Genomic DNA, 19917 nt, shown 5'->3' with positions numbered 1-19917 from the left:
TTGCATACCTGTGTATGTATCACAGAGGCAGATACAGTGTGATACAAACCCAGGTATTAAACGACTAAAGCGAGATTCGGTACCGGACGTAATCGTCGGCTTCACCATAGTGATCATACAGCTTACGCGCCGGATTGTTCATGCGGGTTACCCAGTAGAGTTTTGACCACCCTTCCCGCTTGCCTTCATCGATCAGGGCGTCGATAAGCGCTTTACCCGCCCCTGCGCCACGTTCGGCAGCGTCAACAAACAGATCTTCCAGATAGCAAACGGGCGCGGTTGACCAGGTCCCTTCATGCAGGACGCACATGGCGAAGCCGATGACGCTGCCGTCTTTCTCCACGACCCGGCAAAACAGGGGTGATGAATCTGTGAGCGCCCTGTCCCAGGTGGCCGCGGTAACGGACTCGTCAAGGTAGCACTCATAAAAATGGGTATAGCCATCCCACAGCGGTCGCCATTGTGGGTAATCTTCTGTGCATAAAGGACGTACGGTTAGCGTCATCTGTTCTGACCTTACAAATCAATTGCCATTTCAATACAGCGTAAATGCGCGTCGGCCATACGCGAGTAATGCGTATTTTCACCCAGCATGGCAAAACCCACTAGATTTTGCAGCCATGGCGAATCGCTTCGTTACGGACGTGCCAGAGTGTTTCGGCTTCTTCGGGCCTGGCTTTTCTCAGCATCATATAACCCCTTTTATGGATAAACCTGAATAACAAAAGCACGACCAAATAGAATGTGATATTGATGAAAATACCAGAACCCAAACAAAAGCATAACGCTTAATTATGGAGATCAGCGGATGACCATACCCACGCTTACCACCGAGCGCCTGATATTACGCCCCCTGATTGCAGAAGATGCCGTCCAGATCCAGCAACACTATCCGCGCTGGGAGATTGTCCGCTATATGGTGGCTTCAGTCCCCTGGCCCTACCCGGAAAACGGTGCAGAAAATTATGTCAACAACGTTGCACTGCCCGATATGGCCAAAGGGATTGCGTGGTTCTGGACGATTCGCCGTCGCGAAGCGCCTGACGAACTGATGGGGTTGATTTGCCTGTATGACGTGGAGGACAACAATCGGGGCTTCTGGCTCGCGCCGGAATTTCAGGGCCAGGGATATATGCGCGAGGCGAGTATTGCGGCCACGGATTACTGGTTCAATACGCTCAATAAACCGGTGTTGCGCGCGCCGAAAGCGGCTGCAAACAGCCGCTCCCGATGTATTTCAGACAGCAGCGGCATGCGGCTCATCAGGACGGAGAAGAAAGCCTATGTCAGCGGTCTGCTGGATTCGGAGCTGTGGGAAATCACCCGCGACGAGTGGAATGCCCGTCAGGTCAGCTGATAATGCTTATCCGGCATCAGTCTTTCAGGTATGTTCTCTTCATCGTTCATCTGCAACAGATCGCGCTCCATCATGTTGCAGATGGCGTCCAGCGGCAGATCGTTATCTTCCGTCCCAAACGGATCTTCCAGCTCTTCCGCCAGCGTGTCCAGCGAGATAAAGGTGTAGGAAATCAGTGCAGAGACAAAGGGCGTCATGTAATGCAGGTCAACGACCAGCGCAAACGGCAGCATGATGCAGAACAGATACACCGTCCGGTGCAGGATCAGCGTATAGGCAAACGGGACTGGCGTATTGGCGATACGCTCACAGCCAGCCAGCACGATGGACATATCATTCAGGCGGTTGTTGAGGCTGTGAAACAGAATGTCTGAAAGGTGCCCGCTACGCCGCCGCACGGCCAGCCACTCCCCCATGATCAGCAGGATACGGTTCGCCGGCGAGTTGGCGTCCATCACTTTACGTAAATCGTCTGGAGCCAGATAGCGGGACAGCTGATCGGCATTGGTTTCTCTGCGTAGAGTCATTCGCAGACAGTTAGCAAACGCGATTTGCAGGCGGACAAACTCTCCAAGATGTTTATCATCCGGCAAGGTGTTTTTTACCTCGCGAAACAGCGAGCGCGCCGCTATCATCAACTGCCCCCAAAGCAGACGCGCCTCAACGTAGCGCGAATAACAGGCGTTATTGCGAAACCCCAGGAAGATGGCGATAGCCACACCCAGAATGCTGAACGGCGCGACGGTAAACCGGATACCCAGCGAGGTGTACCACGGCAGCATGACAATCACGGCGATGGAAAGCAGGAAGTTAAGCAGCAGTCGGGTATAAATTTTGGGAAGTACCGAACCATGCCAGACAAAAATCAGTTGCAGCCAGTGCTGTTGAGGACGAACAATCATAATCAGCTTCAGAAAAGTAAAGAGCGCGGCTATTAAACGTGATCCCCCTCACGGTTGCAAGCATGTTAATAGCTCATTGCATTTTCTGACCGGTTAAGCCTGAACCGCACGGTGCCGCAAGTGCTTTCTAAAAAAAGAACGGATAGTATGTTGTAACTAAATAGGGTCTTTAAAAAACCCGGCCAACGCCGGGCATTATGATTAGCAGAGCGGTTTTACCGCATCGCGCATGCCTTTGCTTAAAATTGCATCCAGATCCAGCGCAACCTGTTCTACCAGTCCGTTCACCAGAGTGAGATCCTGTTCCCAGTGCTCGCTCACGCTTAACACCGACGATACCAGTTCACGGGTAGTGACCTGTTTGTCGTGATGTTGCGTCCACAGCTGCTGGTAACGTTCAAGCCAGTGCGCATCGTCCTGCACCGGATAGCGCTCACCGTTGCGCTCGGCACGGTAAAATGCAATCAGCGCCGCCAGAGCAAAGGTCAGACGTGCTGGCAGTTTGCCGGTCGCCTTCTGCCCTGCCAGCAGTTGCGGCAGAATGCGGGTGCGGTACTTGGTCATCCCGTTCAGTGCAATCGACAGCAGCTGATGCTTAATGTACGGATTACGGAAACGCCCCGTTACGGCACTGGCGAAGGAGTGCAGCTCGTCGCGCGGCAGATCCAGGACCGGAATAATCTCCTCATAAATAGCCTTCTCTACGAACGCGCAAATTTCCGCGTCGTTCATGGCTTCCCCAACCGTATCCAGGCCGGCCTGAAAAGCGACCGGAACCAGCGCCGTGTGCGCGCCGTTGAGGATCGCCACCTTACGCTCTTTATACGGTTTAATATCGTCAACAATCAGGATGTTAAGCGAGTATTTATCCAGGCGCAGTTCTGCTGCAAGTGATTTTGGCCCCTGAATAACAAAAAGATAGAAATGTTCTGCCGTGTCGAGGAAGCTGTCTTGATAGCCCAGACCAGCTTCCAGCTCTGCCACCTCATCACGTGGATAGCCGGTAACAATGCGGTCAACCAGCGTCGAACAGAAAGTGTTAGCATCATTCAGCCACGCAATGAATGCCGCCGGCAGCGCCCACTCCTGTGCATAGCGCAGCACCAGTTCACGCAGGGCATCGCCGTTGTAGTCGATGAGTTCGCAAGGAATGATAATGCAGCCTTTATCCGCTGCCCCGTTAAAGTGGGTAAAGCGCTCGAACAGCAGACGCGTCAGTTTGGCCGGATAGCTGACAGCTGGCGCATCGTCAAACTTATCCCCCGCGTGATAGCTGATGCCCGCCTCCGTGGTATTGGAGAAGACAAACCGCATGTCCGGGTTATGGGCGAGCGCCAGAAATTCATCGTACTGGCTGTAGACGCTGATTTCACGATTTACGGAACGAATAAGACGCGCATCGCTTACCGCTTCTCCCTGCTCATTCAGACCACGAATAATCGTGGTATACAGACCATCCTGGGTGCTCAGCGACGGCGGAAAATCGCTCTGGATCGGCCGCACAATCACCACACCGGCATTGAGATCGGTATGCTCGTTTAAGAGGTCGATTTGCCAGTCAACGAACGCGCGCAGGAAGTTACCTTCGCCAAACTGGATGATACGTTCAGGGTAGCACGCACCGGGGAAATCACGACGGTTGAGAGTGTTCACAATGGAGGTCCTTTATGATTAGTCATACAGCCTGATAAGATTGGTGTGATAACTTATCAAAACTTCAGGACCAGAACCCCTGTCTGGATCAACTCAGGACGCGATGGTGAAAAATATCAAAGAAATTTATAGAACATCGAGGTCGCCGTCATGTCCCCGTTCGGCATCAGGGCGTAGCGTGGGATCTCCCCCGCCTTTTGCCAGCCCGCTCTCTGATAAAACGTCTCCGCGCCGCTGCCGGTCGAGGTATCAAGCACCAGCACCGTAAGCGCTTTTTCACGCGCAACCGCCTCCAGGGATTCCATCAGCGCCATTGCCGCCCCTTTACGGCGCGCCTTCCCATGAACCAGCAGTTTCGCGACATCTGCACGGTGCGGCTGGTTTTCAGGCTGATCGGTGATCAGCTGGACCGTGCCAACCAGCCCCTGCTCCGCATCAAAACAGCCCAGGACGGTACGCTCGTCGCGCCCGACGCTGTCTGCGACGCCGAGCCAGAAGGTTCGGGCTTTCCCGGCAGAAAAAGGCAGCATAAAGCTGACGGAGGCGCCGCCGTTGACACAGTTGACGAGAATATCGTTCAGGGCATCAATGTGGGTGAGGATGTCCTGTCGGGAGAGAGGTTTAATCAGCATGGGAGAGTTCATTGCGCGTCCTTAGGTTGAATCTCTCCACTTTGCTATTAACATTTTTGTAACGCAATAAGCGATGACATAGGATTTCGTTATGTCATTTTTCGCCGTGGTGTTGCCGCTTCATGGCGTACATTTGCGCATCCGCGTGTTTTAACCATGCCTGAATATCGTTGCGGTGATGATCGAACTCGCTCAGCCCCCAGGAGAACTGTAACGACCAGGGATGTAGCTGACGCGCGTTATACTTTTCCGTTTGTTCGACGAGATACTGCATGGCGATCCAGGCGCCAGGCTCATCGGTATCCGCAAACAGCACCGCGAACTCATCTCCCCCGAAACGTACCAGTAGATCGGCCTCGCGGAACGAGGAACGCATCAGGGCGGCCATCGCTTTCAGAGCTTTGTCACCCTCCTGATGTCCGAAGCGATCGTTAATGGTTTTGAAATGGTCCAGATCCAGCCAGCCAAGGGTTAACGGTTCTGCCCGACGCTGCGAAACCGACAGTGCAAACTGCGCAAACTGGTTAAACCCGCGACGGTTAAACAATCCCGTGAGTTCATCGGTCGTGGCGGCGCTAACGGCTGCAAATTCATCCTCCGCCAGCGCGCTGAGATCGGCCAGTACGGCGGCATCCGCCGCGGTAAACTCCCGCGGCGCGTAATCAATGAGACACAACGATCCTACGCACGCCCCGTCGCGTAAACGCAGCGGGAAACCGGCATAAAAGCGCACGCCCGGATCTCCCGCCACCTGCGGATTATCCGCGAAGCGTTCGTCCAGCAGCGTGTCACTCACCACCAGCGGCGCGTCACCCAGGATCGTATGACCGCAAAACGAGAGGTCGCGAGGCTGGCTGGCGAGTGCCCGGCCGTCAGCAGATTTCACGATCGCGGCGTGGTCATCCACCAGCGTAATCATCGCCAGCGGCACCCTGAAAAAGCGTGTTGCCAGCCGCGTAAGACGATCAAACGCGGGATAATTATCGATCTCAAGCAGACCGGATTCGCACAGCGCATTCATGCGCTCCGCTTCATTAACGGGAATTTGAGGTGCCTTCATAACGTCTCCTGACGCTGAGCATTAGTAAAAGCGTAGCTTAAACAGAGACATTGTCAGTTCAGGAGGCACGATTTACCTCTATGACCAGCCAATGATGGATTACGTTGACGATATACTGTTGTTGCTGCGCACTCAGCGGCACGCCCTGCGGAATAGCGTGCCACTTAGCCAGACAGCCCCGACAGCAGGTTGCCGTGGCATGCTGGGCGATAAAAACCGGATGGCCGCGCATCGGCGTCTGCTTACCGTCATTCACCGGGTGTGCAGGCGCCAGCCGCGCGGCGACAAAATCGGCGGCATGCTTATCGATAGTCTCTGCGCCCTTATCCCAGCAGTATTGCCGCTCTTTCGTCCCTAAATGAAATCGTGAACGAAACGTGGAGCGAGCCAGGCGCGCGAACAGAGGATCTAACGTGGACATCAGTATACGGACCGTCCAAGACGTTTGGTCAGCTGTTCCAGCGCCGCTACGCCCGCCAGTGAATTTCCGGTCTCGTCCAGTTCCGGGCTCCAGACGGCAATCGCCATCTCGTGGGGGACAATCGCCACGACCCCACCGCCAACGCCGGATTTAGCCGGCAGCCCCACGCGCCAGGCAAACTCCCCGGCATTCTGATACATTCCGCTGGTTGCCATTAAGGCGTTGATCTGCCGGGCCTGCATCGGGGAGACAACGTCCTCGCCCAGATGAGGGGCATGGCCCTGATGCGCCAGAAACAGAAAAGTCTGCGCCAGTTCAACGCAGTTCATCTTCAGCGCGCAGTAATGAAAATAGTTTTGCAGCACCGTGGCAACGTCATTATGAAAGTTGCCGAAGGACTTCATCAGCCAGGCGATGGCGGCGTTACGTGCAGAGTGTTCAAACTCAGAGCGCGCTACCACCGGATCGTAGGCGATGTCCTGCACGCCGGAAAGCTGCCGCACAATCTGGAGCATCCGCTGGCGCGGCGCGCTCAGCCGGCTTTGCAGCATATCGCACACCACCAGCGCCCCGGCGTTAATAAATGGGTTACGCGGCTTACCCTGTTCGATTTCCAGCTGAAGAAGGGAGTTAAACGGCTGACCGGACGGATCTTTGCCCACCCGCTGCCAGATCTCCTGCTCGTCATACTGGCGCATGGCGGCAACGAGGCTAAGCACTTTTGAGATCGACTGAATGGAAAATCGCTCCAGCGCGTCTCCCGCCTGAAAACGCTGCCCGTCGACAGTACAAATGGCGATGCCGAGCTTATTACCGCTGATCGAGGCCAGCGCGGGAATGTAATCGGCAACCTTACCCTGCCCCAGTAACGGACGAACCTGCGCCAGAATCTCGTCCAGCATCTCATTATGGATGACCGCAGCCACACTTTGCTCCTTGCCCTCAGGCTAAAACGGGCTGCGAGTATAACAGAGGCTTATACGTCACGTCAGGCAGGGAGACGAAAACGCGAGACGGCCTGCAACAAAAGATCGGACTGTTGATGCAGGCGCTCAGAGGCATTTGACGCTTCGCTAACCAGCACATCAGTCTGACGTGATACCTGATTCAGCGCCTGAAGCTGACGGGTCATCTGATGGATGCTATCCCCCTGATTCAGGGTGGCCAAGGAAATATCATTCAGCAGGCTGCTCAGATTCGCCACCAGCCCGGTGACCTGTTGCAAATTCTCTTCCAGACGGTTTACCACCTGAGATCCTTCCTCAATGCCCTGAAGCGAGTGGTTAATCAGCGCCTGGATGGTTTGCGTAGAGTGACTGCTTTTTCTGGCCAGCAACCCCACTTCCCGGGCGACCACCGCAAATCCGCGCCCCTGCTCTCCTGCATGGGCGGCTTCAATGGCAGCATTGAGGGCGAGAATGTTGGTCTGAAACGCCACGCTGTCGATCATCGCGACGATCCCGCGCATCTCTGAGGATCGGTCGACGATCGTCTGCATCGAGCCATTCACCGCCGTCATCATTTGCTCCCCGCCTACGGCAGCCTGTCGGGCTTCATCCGCGCGCGAGCGGGCGAGTTTTGCATAACCTGTGTTCCCCTCAACGTGGGTTTCGAGATCGGCGATATGCGCGGTCACTTCCTCCAGCTCTTTGGCTTGTCGCGTAGACTGCTGATAAAGCTTCTGATTCCCCTGCGCAAGTGACCCAATATTTTCAACCATGGCGGTAGTGGCCTCGCTGACCTGAGTCACCAGCTGCTGTAGCCCAAGCTGCATGGCGGTAATACTGCCGCAGAGCTGGCTGATTTCACGGTTAAAGCGCACAACGTCAGGCGGCGTGCCTGATAAATCCCCTGCCGCAAGCTGGTTAATATGGATAATCAGACGGCGTAGCGGGGATATCACCCACTTCGCCATTCCAAACCAGACGGCTATGGCAATGGCCAGCAGCACCAGCGGCGCAAACAGGAACAGCCGTTGCAGGCCTGAGAGTTGTTCCATGAGCGACTGACGCCCCTGTATCGCCTGCTTCTCACTCCGTTGCTGATAGCGTGCAAAGTTGTCATTAAAATCGGTCTGAAAGGCCTGGGCGGGTACGGCAAAAAAGAGGTCGATGCTGTTGGTTTTCACCAGCCCTTCCGCCTGCTCGCTAATGGCACCGAAGAATAGCTGATAGCTGTTAACAAGCCCCTCGTCCTGCGGAGGATTAAGCGCGAGCCATGCTTGCCATGCCTGTTGAGACGTCGCCAGGGATTTTTGCGCCTCGTCCATCAGGCTATGCCAGCTCCCTTCCGAACCGGTCTCTTTATCCTGCATAAAGTACACGCCGGAGCGGTTGAGCAGATCGCTCGCCGCAAGCAGCGAAATACGGGCCTGATCCAGCCTGCTCTGTTGCTGCCAGGCCAGCTGATTGCGCTGTTCGTTACGCTGGGCTTGATTCAGGGAGGCGGTCAGCAGGAAGGAGGAAGAGAGTTGCAGGGCGGAGAAAAGGCCAATAATACAAAAGATGCCGGTCAGCAGGCTAAACTGACGAGGAATAAAGCGCGGCGCAAGACGGCGAAAAATTTGCGTTAGGTTCATAATTTTCTTCTGTAACAATACGTTAGACGCGGCGAGTCTACGAAACGAAAATGACAGAACCATTACGCAAAAATGACAGGAAACGTGAACTGCCGGGTAGCGGCCTGGCCTTACCCGGCAACAAGACTAGACGCGATCCTTCCACACCGTCTGCACATTACAGAACTCATGCAGACCGAAATGAGATAGCTCTCGCCCGAAGCCGCTCTTCTTCACTCCGCCAAAGGCAACGCGCGCATCGCTTGCGCTATAGCCGTTGATAAAGACTCCGCCGCACTCCAGCTCGCGAGAGAAGGTTTCAGCCAGCGCATCGTTCGCGGTAAAGACCGTCGCCGATAAGCCAAAATCGCTGTCGTTAGCCAGCTGCAACGCGTGCGCCGCATCATTGGCGACGGTAATCGCGGCCACCGGGCCAAACAGCTCCTGACGGAAGGCCGTCATCTGTGGGGTGACGCCGCCGAGTACGGTTGGCGCATAATAGTTACCGCTCCCGGCAAGCTTCTCTCCGCCGAGCAGCAGGGTCGCCCCTTCCGCCAGCGTAGCCTGCACCTGCTGATGTAGTTCATCGCGAAGATCAAATCGCGCCATCGGGCCAATATAGTTATCTTCCTCATCCGGTGCGCCCATCTTCAGCGCCTTGACCGCGTCAACAAAGCGTTGGGTAAAGGCGTCCGCTACGCCCGCTTCCACAATAAAGCGTTTTGCCGCCGCACAAACCTGTCCGGTATTCTGATAACGTCCGGCCACCGCCGCGTTGACGGCCAGATCAAGATCCGCATCGTTCAGAACGATAAACGGATCGGAACCGCCCAGCTCCAGCACGCATTTCTTCAGCGCCGCGCCCGCCTGCGCGCCAATTGCCGCACCAGCCCGAACGCTGCCGGTTACGGTCACCGCCGCGATACGCCGATCGTTAATCGCCTGGCTGACGCCGTCATTCGTCGCGTTCACCCAGCCAAAGACCCCCTCCGGGAAACCGGCATCCGCGAATACCTTCCCGATCAGCTCCGCCGAGCCGAGCACATTAGGCGCATGTTTAAGCAGATAGCTGTTCCCTGCCAGCAGGATCGGCACCGCACCGCGCAGCACCTGCCAGAGCGGGAAGTTCCACGGCATCACCGCAAGAATAGGTCCCAGCGGACGGTACTCAATCACCGCATTTTCGACCTGGGTTGATTCCGGGTGCAGCATCGACGGGCCGTGTTCAGCGTACCAGTCGCAAAGGCTGGCGGACTTAGCCACCTCCGCACGCGCCTGCACAATGGGCTTGCCCATCTCCCGGGAGATAGTCTGCGCCATCTCTTCCGCACGGCTACGCAGTGCCGCACCCAGATCGCGAAGTTTTTGCGCCCGGTGCGCCACGCTTTCGCGTCGCCATTGACGAAAACCAGTATCCGCCTGTGCAATGGCACGCTCAACGTCACGGGACGTTGCCCACGGGTAAGCAGCCAGCGTTTCGCCGGTAGCCGGGTTGACAGAGTGGGCATGGGTAGCAGATGAATAGGTCATGATGTTCTCCACGTAATAACAGTTGATTGATTGTGGCCTACTCTGCTATTTCTTAAAAATGAATAATACTCACCACCTTATTCACGAATCGAGAACGGTATGGACTTAACTCAGCTTGAGATGTTTAACGCCGTCGCACTGACCGGCAGCATTACCCAGGCGGCGCAGAAGGTACACCGGGTGCCCTCAAACCTCACCACCCGCATCCGACAGCTAGAAGCGGATCTCGGCGTGGAGCTGTTTATTCGCGAGAATCAGCGCCTGCGGCTTTCCCCCGCCGGGCACAATTTTTTGCGCTACAGCAAACAGATCCTGGCGCTGGTCGACGAAGCGCGAATGGTCGTCGCCGGGGATGAACCGCAGGGATTATTCTCGCTCGGCGCGCTGGAAAGTACCGCCGCCGTACGCATTCCGGAAAGTCTGGCGCGGTTTAACCAGCGCTATCCGCGCATTCAGTTTGCGTTATCCACCGGGCCTTCCGGTACGATGATTGACGGCGTGCTTGAAGGGACGCTTAGCGCCGCCTTTGTCGACGGGCCGCTCTCGCACCCGGAACTGGAAGGGATGCCGGTTTACCGGGAAGAGATGATGCTGGTCACCCCTGCGGGCCACGCGGAAGTGTCAAAAGCCACGCAGGTGAGCGGCAGCGACGTGTATGCCTTTCGCGCCAACTGTTCTTACCGGCGTCATCTGGAGAGCTGGTTCCATGCCGACCGCGTAACGCCGGGAAGGATCCATGAGATGGAGTCCTACCACGGGATGCTCGCCTGTGTGATTGCCGGGGCAGGCATTGCGCTGATGCCCCGCTCCATGCTGGAGAGCATGCCGGGGCATCATCAGGTGGCGGCGTGGCCGCTGGCGGAAAACTGGCGCTGGCTCACCACCTGGCTGGTGTGGCGACGCGGGGCGATGACCCGCCAGCTGGAGGCATTTATCGCGCTGCTGAACGAGCGTCAGCCACCTGCGCCCAGTTGTTAAAGTTGAACGTAGTCCTGGAGTCGAAGGAAAATTTTTCCCTTCATATACAGCGTGGCCTGCCCTCCAATCAGCACGCGGTCGCCTTTCAGCTCGCAGCGCAGATCCCCGCCGCGCAAGGAGACCTGGCGGGCCGACATCTGCGTTTTTCCGAGCTTTTCACTCCAGTACGGGATCAGCATGCTGTGCGCTGATCCCGTCACCGGATCCTCCGGCACCCCTTCCCCCGGACAGAAGAAGCGGCTGACGAAATCATACTCATCTCCCGGCGCTGTAACGCAGACCATTTTCCCCAGCGGGAGCATGGCAGTGATATCCGGCGTCAGCGCCTCCACCTGCCGCTGGCTGTCGAGCACCACTATGTAGTCACGCCCTACACGCACCTCGTTTGCCGCGTTAATGCCCAGCGCGCTGAACAGCACTGGGGGTGGAGTATCGACAACCTCGGTTGACCACGCCGGGAAATTAAGCGTCAGCCAGTCGCCGCTGCGTTGTACCGTCAGTTCGCCGACAAAGCGCGTGGTGAAGGTGATTTCCGTATGCGGATAATCCAGGTATTCAAAAATAACGTGAGAAGCCGCGAGGGTTGCGTGGCCGCAGAGGTTAATTTCATCCTGCGTGGTAAACCAGCGCAGCTCAAACCCGTTATCCGTTCGGACAAAAAACGCCGTCTCTGACTGATTATGCTGCTTCGCCATCTTCAGCAGCGTCTCATCCGATAGCCACGCTTCCAGCGGACACACCGCCGCCGCATTGCCGCCGAACGCCCTGTCGCTGAAGGCATCTACCAGATAAAAATCAATTTCCTGCATCATTTGTTCCTCTTAGATTTATTCAGCGCAGAAATACTGTGCCCTTCAGATACAGCGCCGCCTGCCCGCCCATCCGCACGCGGTCGCCCTTGAGTTCGCAGCGTACGTCTCCTCCACGGGCGGAAACCTGGCGGGCAAACATCTGTGTTTTGCCAAGCCGTTCACTCCAGTAAGGGATCAGCATGGTGTGCGCGGAGCCGGTGACAGGATCTTCCGGCACGGCCACGCCCGGCGAGAAGAAACGACTGATAAAGTCGTATTCTCCTTCGTCCCGGGCGGTGACGGCCACTTTATGCTCCCCCGGCGTCATGGCGGAGAAATCCGGATTAATGGCTTCCACCTGCTCGCGGCTCTCCAGTACCAGCACCCAGGCGCGGCCTTTTCGCGCCTCGACGTAGCGGGTGATACCGAGTGCGGTGAGCAACTCCGGTGGCGGCGTCTGTGCCTGCGTCGGGCAGGCCGGGAAGTCCAGCGTCATCCAGTCACCTTCACGGCTGACGGTCAGGCGACCAGAGGCAGTGTCAAAATGAAGGCGTGAGTCCGGATAATCCAGTTCGTTAAACAGAACATACGCCGCGGCAAGCGTCGCGTGACCACACAGATTAACCTCGGTTAGCGTGGTGAACCAGCGCAACTCGATCCCCCCTTTGGTACACACAAAAAACGCGGTTTCCGACTGGTTATGCTGTTGTGCCATCCGCAGTAACGTCTCATCCGGTAGCCACGCGTCGAGGGGGCACACCGCCGCCGGGTTGCCGCCAAAAGAGGACGCGCTGAACGCATCTACCAGATAAAAATCAATCTCCTGCATTGTGTTACCGCCTGTTTTTGTTGTGTTGTTCTTTATCTTCAATGAAAACAACCGCGTTCGCTACCGCTGCATGAAGGTAAATTTTGTGATTCATATCACATAACGGTTGAGTTTTCGCCGTTTAAGGCTTTAAGATCGTCTCCTCATCTTTCAGGCAACGAATCCCAGATATCCCTATGACAACACACACGGTTTCCCGCAGGGTCGCGTGGCTACGCGTGGTCACGCTCGCCATCGCAGCGTTTATTTTCAACACCACGGAATTTGTTCCGGTTGGGCTGCTGTCCGACATTGCAGCCAGCTTCCATATGGAAACGGCACAGGTTGGCATTATGCTGACCATCTATGCATGGGTGGTAGCGCTGATGTCGCTGCCGTTTATGCTGCTGACCAGCCAGATGGAACGTCGTAAGCTGCTGATTGGGCTGTTTGTGGTGTTCATTGCCAGCCATGTGCTGTCATTTATGGCATGGAACTTCACCGTGCTGGTCATCAGCCGCGTCGGCATCGCGTTTGCCCATGCCGTTTTCTGGTCGATCACCGCATCGCTCGCCATTCGTCTGGCCCCGGCGGGGAAACGCGCCCAGGCGCTGAGCCTGATTGCCACCGGAACGGCGCTGGCGATGGTGTTAGGCCTGCCGATCGGGCGCATTGTGGGTCAATACTTCGGCTGGCGCACCACCTTCTTTGCCATCGGCATGGGGGCGCTGATCACCCTGGTGTGTCTGATCAAACTGCTGCCAAAACTGCCCAGCGAACACTCCGGCTCGCTGAAAAGTCTTCCGCTGCTGATGCGTCGACCGGCGCTGATGAGCATCTATTTGCTGACCGTGATTGTGGTGACCGCCCATTACACGGCCTACAGCTATATTGAGCCGTTTGTTCAGGTTGTGGCGGGCTTTAGCGCTAACTTTGCCACCGTTCTGCTGCTGATCCTGGGCGGCGCGGGGATTATCGGCAGCATCCTGTTCGGGAAGCTGGGCAATCAGCATGCGTCTGCGCTTGTAAGCAGTGCGATTGGCCTGCTGCTGGCATGTCTGCTGTTGCTGATGCCTGCGGCAGGCAGCGAGAGTTATCTGGCGATCCTCAGTCTGTTCTGGGGCGTGGCGATCATGATTATTGGTCTGGGAATGCAGGTCAAAGTGCTGGCGCTGGCCCCGGACGCCACGGACGTAGCGATGTCGCTCTTCTCCGGGATTTTTAATCTGGGGATTGGCGCCGGTGCGCTGGTGGGCAATCAGATCAGCCTGCATGTATCGATGTCGGCCATTGGCTATCTCGGGGCGATTCCGGCGCTGATCGCGCTGATCTGGTCGGTGCTTATCTTCCGTAAATGGCCGGTCGCGATGGAAGAACAGACCAGCCACGGTTGACGTTTGTTGTGCCGGGTGGCTCTGCGCTTACCCGGCAACGTTCTCAATGATACGTCTTAACAATCTCCAGCACGCCGTTAATAATAAACTGCACGCCCATACAGACCAGCAGGAAGCCCATCAGACGGGAGATAGCTTCAATCCCCCCCTTGCCCACCCAGCGCATAATCGCCCCGGAACTGCGCAATGACCCCCAGACAATAATGGCAATAAGCGCAAAAATGATCGGCGGCGCAACGGTGATAACCCAGTGCGGAAATGTCGACCCATCACGCACCGTTGAGGCGGAACTGATGATCATCGCAATCGTTCCCGGCCCTGCCGTGCTCGGCATGGCTAACGGCACAAACGCGATGTTGGCGCTCGGTTCGCTTTCAAGCTCCTCCGATTTGCTTTTGGCTTCCGGGGATTCGTGCGCTTTGTGCGCCGGGAACAGCATCCGGAAACCAATAAAGGCCACGATCAGCCCGCCAGCGATACGCAGACCGGGAATCGAAATACCAAAGGTATTCATCACCAGTTGCCCGGCGTAATAAGCCACCATCATTATGGCAAAGACGTACACAGAGGCCATCATCGACTGCTGATTGCGCTCCGCGCTGTTCATGTTCCCCGCCAGCCCCAGAAAAAGCGCCACCGTCGTTAACGGGTTCGCCAGCGGCAGCAACACCACCAGCCCAAGCCCCACTGCTTTAATCAAATCCAACATAATGCACCGCAGTCCTTATCCTTATTCAACATCGCAATTATAGGGGCAAATCCTCGTCCGTAGCCATCCGCGCAGCGTAACCATAATTGTCTCGCGTAATTCATAACCCCAGATTATCTGTATGATTTAAAAGCGTACAGAATGAGTTCCTGAAGCGTTTTAGCATTTCGTGGCATCGGCCGATTCATTCAGTTGACTTATACTTGCCTGAGCAATAATATCTGCCGTGACTAAACTACTTGCCAGGGCAACCATTGTGAAAAGCACCAGTGACCTCTTTAACGACATAATCCCACTGGGTCGTCTTATTCATATGGTTAATCAGAAAAAAGATCGCCTGCTCAATGACTATCTGTCACCGCTGGATATCACCGCAACACAGTTTAAAGTGCTGTGTTCCATTCGCTGCGAAGTGTGTATCACGCCGGTTGAGCTGAAAAAGGTGCTCTCTGTCGATCTGGGTGCGTTAACCCGCATGCTGGATCGTCTCGTCTGTAAAGGATGGGTAGAACGAAGCCCTAACCCAAATGACAAACGTGGCGTACTGGTGAAACTGACCAGCGATGGCGCGGCCATGTGTGAGCAATGTCATCAATTAGTAGGACAAACACTGCACCAGGAACTGACAAAAAACTTATCGGCAGATGAAGTGGCAACGCTTGAGCTCTTACTCAAGAAAATCCTGCCGTAAACAGAAAAAGAGGTATGACGATGTCCAGACGCAATACTGACGCTATCACCATTCATAGCATTTTGGACTGGATCGAAGATAACCTGGAATCTCCGCTCTCCCTTGAGAAAGTGTCTGAGCGTTCAGGTTACTCAAAATGGCACCTGCAACGGATGTTTAAAAAAGAGACCGGCCATTCATTAGGACAATATATTCGCAGCCGCAAGCTGACGGAGATTGCCCAAAAACTGAAAGAAAGCAATGAGCCGATCCTCTATCTGGCGGAACGTTACGGATTTGAATCGCAACAAACCCTGACGCGTACGTTCAAGAACTACTTTGACGTGCCGCCTCATAAGTACCGTATTACCAGTATGCCGGGTGAATCCCGTTATCTGTATCCACTAAAACATTGCAGTTAATCATCGCCTGTTAAGACGTAACCGAGGAAATCATGAAATTTATCGCCTCCGCCGCCCTCACCTTGCTGGTGCTGGTTTCCGGCCAGAGCTTCGCGGAGCAAACCCCCAGTGCGGGTCAGCAAAATAATCGCGACACCATGATTATGCCGTCCACGCAAAACCAGTCGCCCTGGGACTTCAATCACATGGGCGCTGGCAGCGACAAATCCGACGAATTAGGCGTGCCGTATTACAACCACGACCTGTAATTCGTTTTTGCCCCGCTAATGCGGGGCTTTTTTCTGCCTTAACTCTGCACCCGCGTCGCCCGACGCACCCGCAAGCCAAAGACGTTGATATACAGCCCGGCCATAATCAGCCCTGCGCCACACAATTGCAGCGCGCTGAGCGTTTCATCCAGCAACAGTGCGGCGCTGGCAAGCCCGACCACCGGTACCAGCAGCGATAACGGCGCCACGCGCCAGGTTTCATAGCGTCCGAGCAGCGATCCCCAGATACCATAGCCAATGATTGAGGCAACGAACGCCAGGTAGATCAGCGACAAAATAGTCGTCAGGTCGATCTCCACCAGGCTTTTCAGCATCGCCTGCGGCCCCTCCAGAATAAATGACGCGGCCATAAACGGCACGATGGGGATCAACGCGCTCCAGACCACCAGCGATAAGACCGCCGGACGCGCCTCGTGCTGCATTATCAGCTTGTTAAAGATATTGCCGCACGCCCAGCTCAGCCCCGCCGCCAGGGTGAGCATAAAGCCCAGCAGCGCGACATGCTGACCGTTGAGGCTGCCTTCAATCAGCACCAGCACGCCAAAGACCGCAAGGCTAATGCCCGCCAGCTGCTTGCCCTGCAAGCGTTCGCCAAAGACAAACGCGCCGAGAATGATGGTAAAGAACGCCTGCACCTGAAGCACCAGCGAAGCCAGGCCCGCAGGCATACCGAATTTAATAGCGCAAAAAAGAAACGCAAACTGACCAAAGCTGATGGTGAGGCCGTAGCCCAGCAGCAGCTTGAGGGGAATTTTCGGGCGGGCGACGAACAGCAGCGCCGGAAACGCCACCAGCAGGAAGCGCAGACCCGCCAGCATCAGTGGAGGCATGTTGTGCAACCCCATTTTGATGACCACAAAATTGAGTCCCCACACCACGACAACCAGCAACGCTAACAGCCCGTCTTTCCGCGTCATTTTCCGCCCCTGAAATATTAAAATTTTGTAAACACCACAAGGTAACAGAAAAAATAGCCCCGCGAGAAGATCATTAATTCTGGTACTGAAGAGAAGCACTTGCGGATAAATTGGGTGCTATACAAGCTGCCGATCCCATGATAATCCTGTAATAACACAACAAAAAAAGCATAAGCATTTGTCGGGCAGGAAAATGAAACCATCAATCAGGCGCTCAACCGCAGCGCTGCTGGCATCGTCATTGTTATTAACAATTGGCCGCGGGGCAACGCTGCCCTTTATGACCATATATCTCACACGCGTGTACGATATGAGCGTGGAGAATATTGGCTATGCCCTTACCGTGGCGTTGACCATTGGCGTGGTGTTTAGCCTGGGGTTTGGCATCCTGGCGGATAAATTCGACAAAAAACGCTATATGCTGATCGCCATCGTCGCCTTTATCGCCGGGTTTGTGGCCATTCCGCTGGTGAATAACGTGACGCTGGTAGTGCTGTTCTTTGCCCTGATTAACTGCGCCTATTCCGTCTTCTCAACGGTGCTGAAAGCATGGTTTGCCGACGTGCTGACCTCCAGCGAAAAGGCGCGCGTTTTCTCACTCAACTACAGTTTCCTGAACATCGGCTGGACGATCGGGCCGCCGATCGGCACCCTGCTTGTGATGTACAGCCTGCAACTGCCGTTCTGGCTGGCGGCCTTCTGCGCCGCACTGCCGCTCGGGTTTATCCATTTCTTTGTGCAGAAAAGCATAGCCTCGGACAGCCCTGAGGAGAAAATGCCATGGCAACCCTCGGTGCTGCTGAAAGACCGGGCGCTGTTCTGGTACACGCTCTCCGGGCTGCTGGCGTCGTATGTGGGTGGATCGTTCGCCACCTGCATTTCCCAGTATGTCCTCGCCGCACATGCGGACAGTGATTTCGCAGAAAAGGTGGTGGCCGTTGTGCTGCCCGTCAACGCGGCGGTGGTCGTCACCCTGCAATATGCGCTTGGACGGAAGATCACCGCCAGCAATATCCGTCCGCTAATGACCGCCGCGACGCTTTTTTTCATCCTCGGGCTGGGGGGGTTTATGCTTTCCGGCGAGAACCTGATTTACTGGGGGATCGCGGCAGCGATTTTCACCCTGGGTGAGGTTATTTATGCACCGGGTGAATACATGCTGATCGACAATATCGCCCCGCCGGGCATGAAGGCGAGCTACTTCTCCGCACAAGCGCTGGGCTGGCTGGGCGCGGCGGCGAACCCGATGATCACCGGGCTCATCCTGACCCATCTGCCGCACTGGTCATTATTTATCATTATGATGGCCGCCATCATTGCGGCCTGGCTGATGATATTGCGCGGGATGCGCGTGAAAAGTGAAGATAGCGTGTCGAGTAGCGCTGCGCTTACCCGACCTGGAAAACCCTAATCCCAGGCCGGGTAAGGCGAAGCCGCCCCCCGGCAAAACCAACACCTTAGTGGTGCAACATCTCCTCCACCACCTGCTCTTTGTACATCTCATTCGGGTAGTAGGTCGGCCAGTTATCCATCTCTTTCAGCAGCGCCTCGTGGGAGGTGTTGCCCATAAAGATATGGAAGTGTGAAGAGGCTTTCGGCCCGATGATATGGTCGCTGAACTGCACAAACTTAGGCGCCTCGCTCGCGTTATCCTTGCATTCAAACAGGTAGCGCACACCTTTTTTCCCCGACGCATAGGTCAGAATTTTGTAGCCGCTGTAGTCGTAGCGGCAGCTGCTCACCGTTTTGCCTCGGTGGAATTCCATCACGTTGTTTTCAATGCCGATGGCGTCCACGTCCGTCGCGTAACCCTTGCGGTAGTAGGCCTTCACCTCGGCAGCAGATTTTTCTCCCTTCTGCGCTTTCTTTTCGAAAACCGGATCCAGCGAACCATCAAGCAGGAACGGGTAAACAGACTGCCAGGTTCCGTCCCAGTCAGACAGCTTCCTGTCCCTGACGTCTTTATCCTCAAAGACGCCGTTTGCCGCCTTCTGTTCCGCCTCCGTCATCTGATGACCGTGCGAATGGGCAAAAAGCGAGCCGCTTACCAGCAGCGTTCCCAAAGTCAGCGCAATTTTTCCAGGTTGTGCAGCCACAGCAAAATCCTCATTCCGTTTTATAAGAACAGGGATGTTATATTATAACATTTCAGATCGCAACCAGCCCGCGAACGCCCTCCTGCTCCATATTCTCCCCGCGCCCCTGCTGGACGATGCTGCCGCGCGACATCACCAGATAGCTGTCGGCCAGCTCTGCCGCAAAATCATAAAATTGCTCCACCAGCAGGATCGCCATATCCCCCCGGTTCGCCAGGCTGCGGATCACCTGCCCAATCTCTTTAATCACCGACGGCTGAATACCTTCCGTGGGTTCATCCAGAATCAGTAACTGTGGACGGCTCGCCAGCGCGCGACCAATCGCCAGCTGCTGTTGCTGACCACCGGAAAGATCGCCTCCGCCTCGGTGCTTCATCTCCTTCAGCACCGGGAAAAGCTGCCAAATCTCCTCCGGTACGCTTCTTGCGTTTCCCGCTGAGAAGCGCGACAGCCCCATCAGCAGGTTTTCTTCTACGGTCAGACGCGGAAAAATCTCCCGCCCCTGCGGAACATACGCCACGCCGGACTGCACTCGCTGGTGCGGTTTACTGTGAGTGATGGTCTTTCCCTGCCAGACGACCTCCCCGGCTTTCACCGGGATCAGCCCCATCAGGCACCTCAGCAGCGTGGTTTTGCCCACCCCGTTGCGCCCCAGCAGGCAGGTAACTTCCCCGACGACCGCCTCAAAGCTCACCCCGCGCAGAATATGACTTCCGCCGTAGTACTGATTCAGTTCGCAAACCTGTAACAT

At 55.8% G+C, this 19917-nt stretch carries 22 protein-coding genes; 7 read left to right on the top strand and 15 right to left on the bottom strand.

All coding sequences use genetic code 11. The features are described from left to right. Positions 1 to 64 precede the first annotated feature (64 nt). A complete protein-coding gene (locus tag ACOTX1_RS08375; RefSeq protein ID WP_023314156.1) occupies positions 65 to 505 on the bottom strand; it encodes a GNAT family N-acetyltransferase in 441 nt (146 codons plus the stop codon). 303 nt (positions 506 to 808) lie between these two features. On the opposite strand from ACOTX1_RS08375, the gene ACOTX1_RS08370 reads away from it, so the two are divergent. Next, the gene (locus tag ACOTX1_RS08370) at positions 809 to 1357 is read left to right on the top strand and encodes a GNAT family N-acetyltransferase (protein WP_023314155.1); all 549 of its coding nucleotides are present in this window, start codon (positions 809 to 811) and stop codon (positions 1355 to 1357) included. Here the strand turns inward: ACOTX1_RS08370 and ACOTX1_RS08365 are convergent. The 8 genes from ACOTX1_RS08365 to sad form a co-directional block, all read right to left on the bottom strand. Further along, on the bottom strand, positions 1345 to 2259 hold the full coding sequence (locus tag ACOTX1_RS08365; RefSeq protein WP_003857155.1) for a bestrophin family protein: 915 nt from the start codon (positions 2257 to 2259) through the stop codon (positions 1345 to 1347). The genes ACOTX1_RS08370 and ACOTX1_RS08365 overlap by 13 nt on opposite strands. Before the next feature lie 201 nt (positions 2260 to 2460). Continuing rightward, positions 2461 to 3912, bottom strand: a complete 1452-nt coding sequence (locus tag ACOTX1_RS08360) for a tagaturonate reductase (protein WP_023314154.1) — start codon at positions 3910 to 3912, stop codon at positions 2461 to 2463. A gap of 116 nt (positions 3913 to 4028) precedes the next feature. After that, positions 4029 to 4556, bottom strand: a complete 528-nt coding sequence (locus tag ACOTX1_RS08355) for a GNAT family N-acetyltransferase (RefSeq protein ID WP_023314153.1) — start codon at positions 4554 to 4556, stop codon at positions 4029 to 4031. Positions 4557 to 4638: 82 nt separating this feature from the next. Then, positions 4639 to 5604, bottom strand: coding sequence for a sensor domain-containing diguanylate cyclase (locus tag ACOTX1_RS08350; RefSeq protein WP_023314152.1), 966 nt, complete (start codon positions 5602 to 5604; stop codon positions 4639 to 4641). Positions 5605 to 5662: 58 nt separating this feature from the next. After that, positions 5663 to 6025 (bottom strand): DUF4186 domain-containing protein, encoded by a 363-nt coding sequence (locus ACOTX1_RS08345; protein WP_003857163.1) that lies wholly within the window; start codon positions 6023 to 6025, stop codon positions 5663 to 5665. Further along, a complete protein-coding gene (glsB, locus tag ACOTX1_RS08340) occupies positions 6025 to 6951 on the bottom strand; it encodes a glutaminase B (protein WP_003857165.1) in 927 nt (308 codons plus the stop codon). Before glsB ends, ACOTX1_RS08345 begins: the two co-directional genes overlap by 1 nt. Positions 6952 to 7013: 62 nt before the next feature. After that, positions 7014 to 8603, bottom strand: a complete 1590-nt coding sequence (locus ACOTX1_RS08335; RefSeq protein WP_032667481.1) for a methyl-accepting chemotaxis protein — start codon at positions 8601 to 8603, stop codon at positions 7014 to 7016. A 126-nt stretch (positions 8604 to 8729) separates the two neighbouring features. Then, on the bottom strand, positions 8730 to 10112 hold the full coding sequence (gene sad, locus ACOTX1_RS08330; protein WP_023314149.1) for a succinate-semialdehyde dehydrogenase: 1383 nt from the start codon (positions 10110 to 10112) through the stop codon (positions 8730 to 8732). 99 nt (positions 10113 to 10211) lie between these two features. Between sad and ptrR the strand changes: the two genes are divergently transcribed. After that, complete coding sequence (gene ptrR / locus ACOTX1_RS08325) at positions 10212 to 11090, top strand: putrescine utilization regulator PtrR (RefSeq protein WP_017382364.1); 879 nt, start codon at positions 10212 to 10214, stop codon at positions 11088 to 11090. Here ptrR and ACOTX1_RS08320 read toward each other — a convergent pair. Both ACOTX1_RS08320 and ACOTX1_RS08315 read right to left on the bottom strand, forming a co-directional pair. Then, a complete protein-coding gene (locus ACOTX1_RS08320) occupies positions 11087 to 11899 on the bottom strand; it encodes a PhzF family phenazine biosynthesis protein (RefSeq protein ID WP_032634172.1) in 813 nt (270 codons plus the stop codon). The genes ptrR and ACOTX1_RS08320 overlap by 4 nt on opposite strands. Before the next feature lie 22 nt (positions 11900 to 11921). Next, the gene (locus tag ACOTX1_RS08315) at positions 11922 to 12710 is read right to left on the bottom strand and encodes a PhzF family phenazine biosynthesis protein (RefSeq protein ID WP_023314147.1); all 789 of its coding nucleotides are present in this window, start codon (positions 12708 to 12710) and stop codon (positions 11922 to 11924) included. A gap of 176 nt (positions 12711 to 12886) precedes the next feature. On the opposite strand from ACOTX1_RS08315, the gene ACOTX1_RS08310 reads away from it, so the two are divergent. Next, on the top strand, positions 12887 to 14083 hold the full coding sequence (locus tag ACOTX1_RS08310; protein ID WP_023314146.1) for a sugar transporter: 1197 nt from the start codon (positions 12887 to 12889) through the stop codon (positions 14081 to 14083). A 43-nt stretch (positions 14084 to 14126) separates the two neighbouring features. Here ACOTX1_RS08310 and ACOTX1_RS08305 read toward each other — a convergent pair whose 3' ends face one another. Next, positions 14127 to 14792: a MarC family NAAT transporter gene (locus ACOTX1_RS08305; RefSeq protein ID WP_003857180.1), complete on the bottom strand. Its 666-nt coding sequence runs from the start codon at positions 14790 to 14792 to the stop codon at positions 14127 to 14129. Positions 14793 to 15048: 256 nt separating this feature from the next. Here ACOTX1_RS08305 and marR point away from each other — a divergent pair, with 256 nt between their 5' ends. Genes marR through marB form a run of 3 tightly spaced genes read left to right on the top strand, consistent with a single transcriptional unit; the run spans position 15049 to position 16132 of the window. Next, entirely contained in the window at positions 15049 to 15483 is a 435-nt protein-coding gene (gene marR, locus ACOTX1_RS08300; protein ID WP_023314145.1) for a multiple antibiotic resistance transcriptional regulator MarR, read from the top strand. Positions 15484 to 15503: 20 nt separating this feature from the next. Further along, a complete protein-coding gene (gene marA, locus ACOTX1_RS08295; protein WP_001303241.1) occupies positions 15504 to 15884 on the top strand; it encodes an MDR efflux pump AcrAB transcriptional activator MarA in 381 nt (126 codons plus the stop codon). Between the two features lie 32 nt (positions 15885 to 15916). Next, positions 15917 to 16132, top strand: a complete 216-nt coding sequence (gene marB, locus ACOTX1_RS08290; protein ID WP_003857184.1) for a multiple antibiotic resistance protein MarB — start codon at positions 15917 to 15919, stop codon at positions 16130 to 16132. A gap of 38 nt (positions 16133 to 16170) precedes the next feature. On the opposite strand, the gene eamA is transcribed toward marB, so the two are convergent. After that, a complete protein-coding gene (gene eamA / locus ACOTX1_RS08285; RefSeq protein WP_023314144.1) occupies positions 16171 to 17070 on the bottom strand; it encodes an O-acetylserine/cysteine exporter in 900 nt (299 codons plus the stop codon). Positions 17071 to 17263: 193 nt separating this feature from the next. On the opposite strand from eamA, the gene ydeE reads away from it, so the two are divergent. Continuing rightward, a complete protein-coding gene (gene ydeE / locus ACOTX1_RS08280) occupies positions 17264 to 18481 on the top strand; it encodes an efflux MFS transporter YdeE (RefSeq protein ID WP_003857189.1) in 1218 nt (405 codons plus the stop codon). Positions 18482 to 18527: 46 nt separating this feature from the next. Here the strand turns inward: ydeE and zinT are convergent, their stop codons facing one another. Further along, entirely contained in the window at positions 18528 to 19166 is a 639-nt protein-coding gene (zinT, locus tag ACOTX1_RS08275) for a metal-binding protein ZinT (protein WP_003857190.1), read from the bottom strand. A gap of 52 nt (positions 19167 to 19218) precedes the next feature. Next, positions 19219 to 19917: an urea ABC transporter ATP-binding subunit UrtE gene (urtE, locus tag ACOTX1_RS08270; protein WP_023314143.1), complete on the bottom strand. Its 699-nt coding sequence runs from the start codon at positions 19915 to 19917 to the stop codon at positions 19219 to 19221.

It is taken from the genome of Enterobacter cloacae complex sp. IR5401, assembly GCF_049238425.1.
Lineage (GTDB): Bacteria > Pseudomonadota > Gammaproteobacteria > Enterobacterales > Enterobacteriaceae > Enterobacter > Enterobacter hormaechei_C.
Note: the sequence above shows the minus strand (reverse complement) of the source record. Positions and strands in the feature narration are given on the sequence as shown.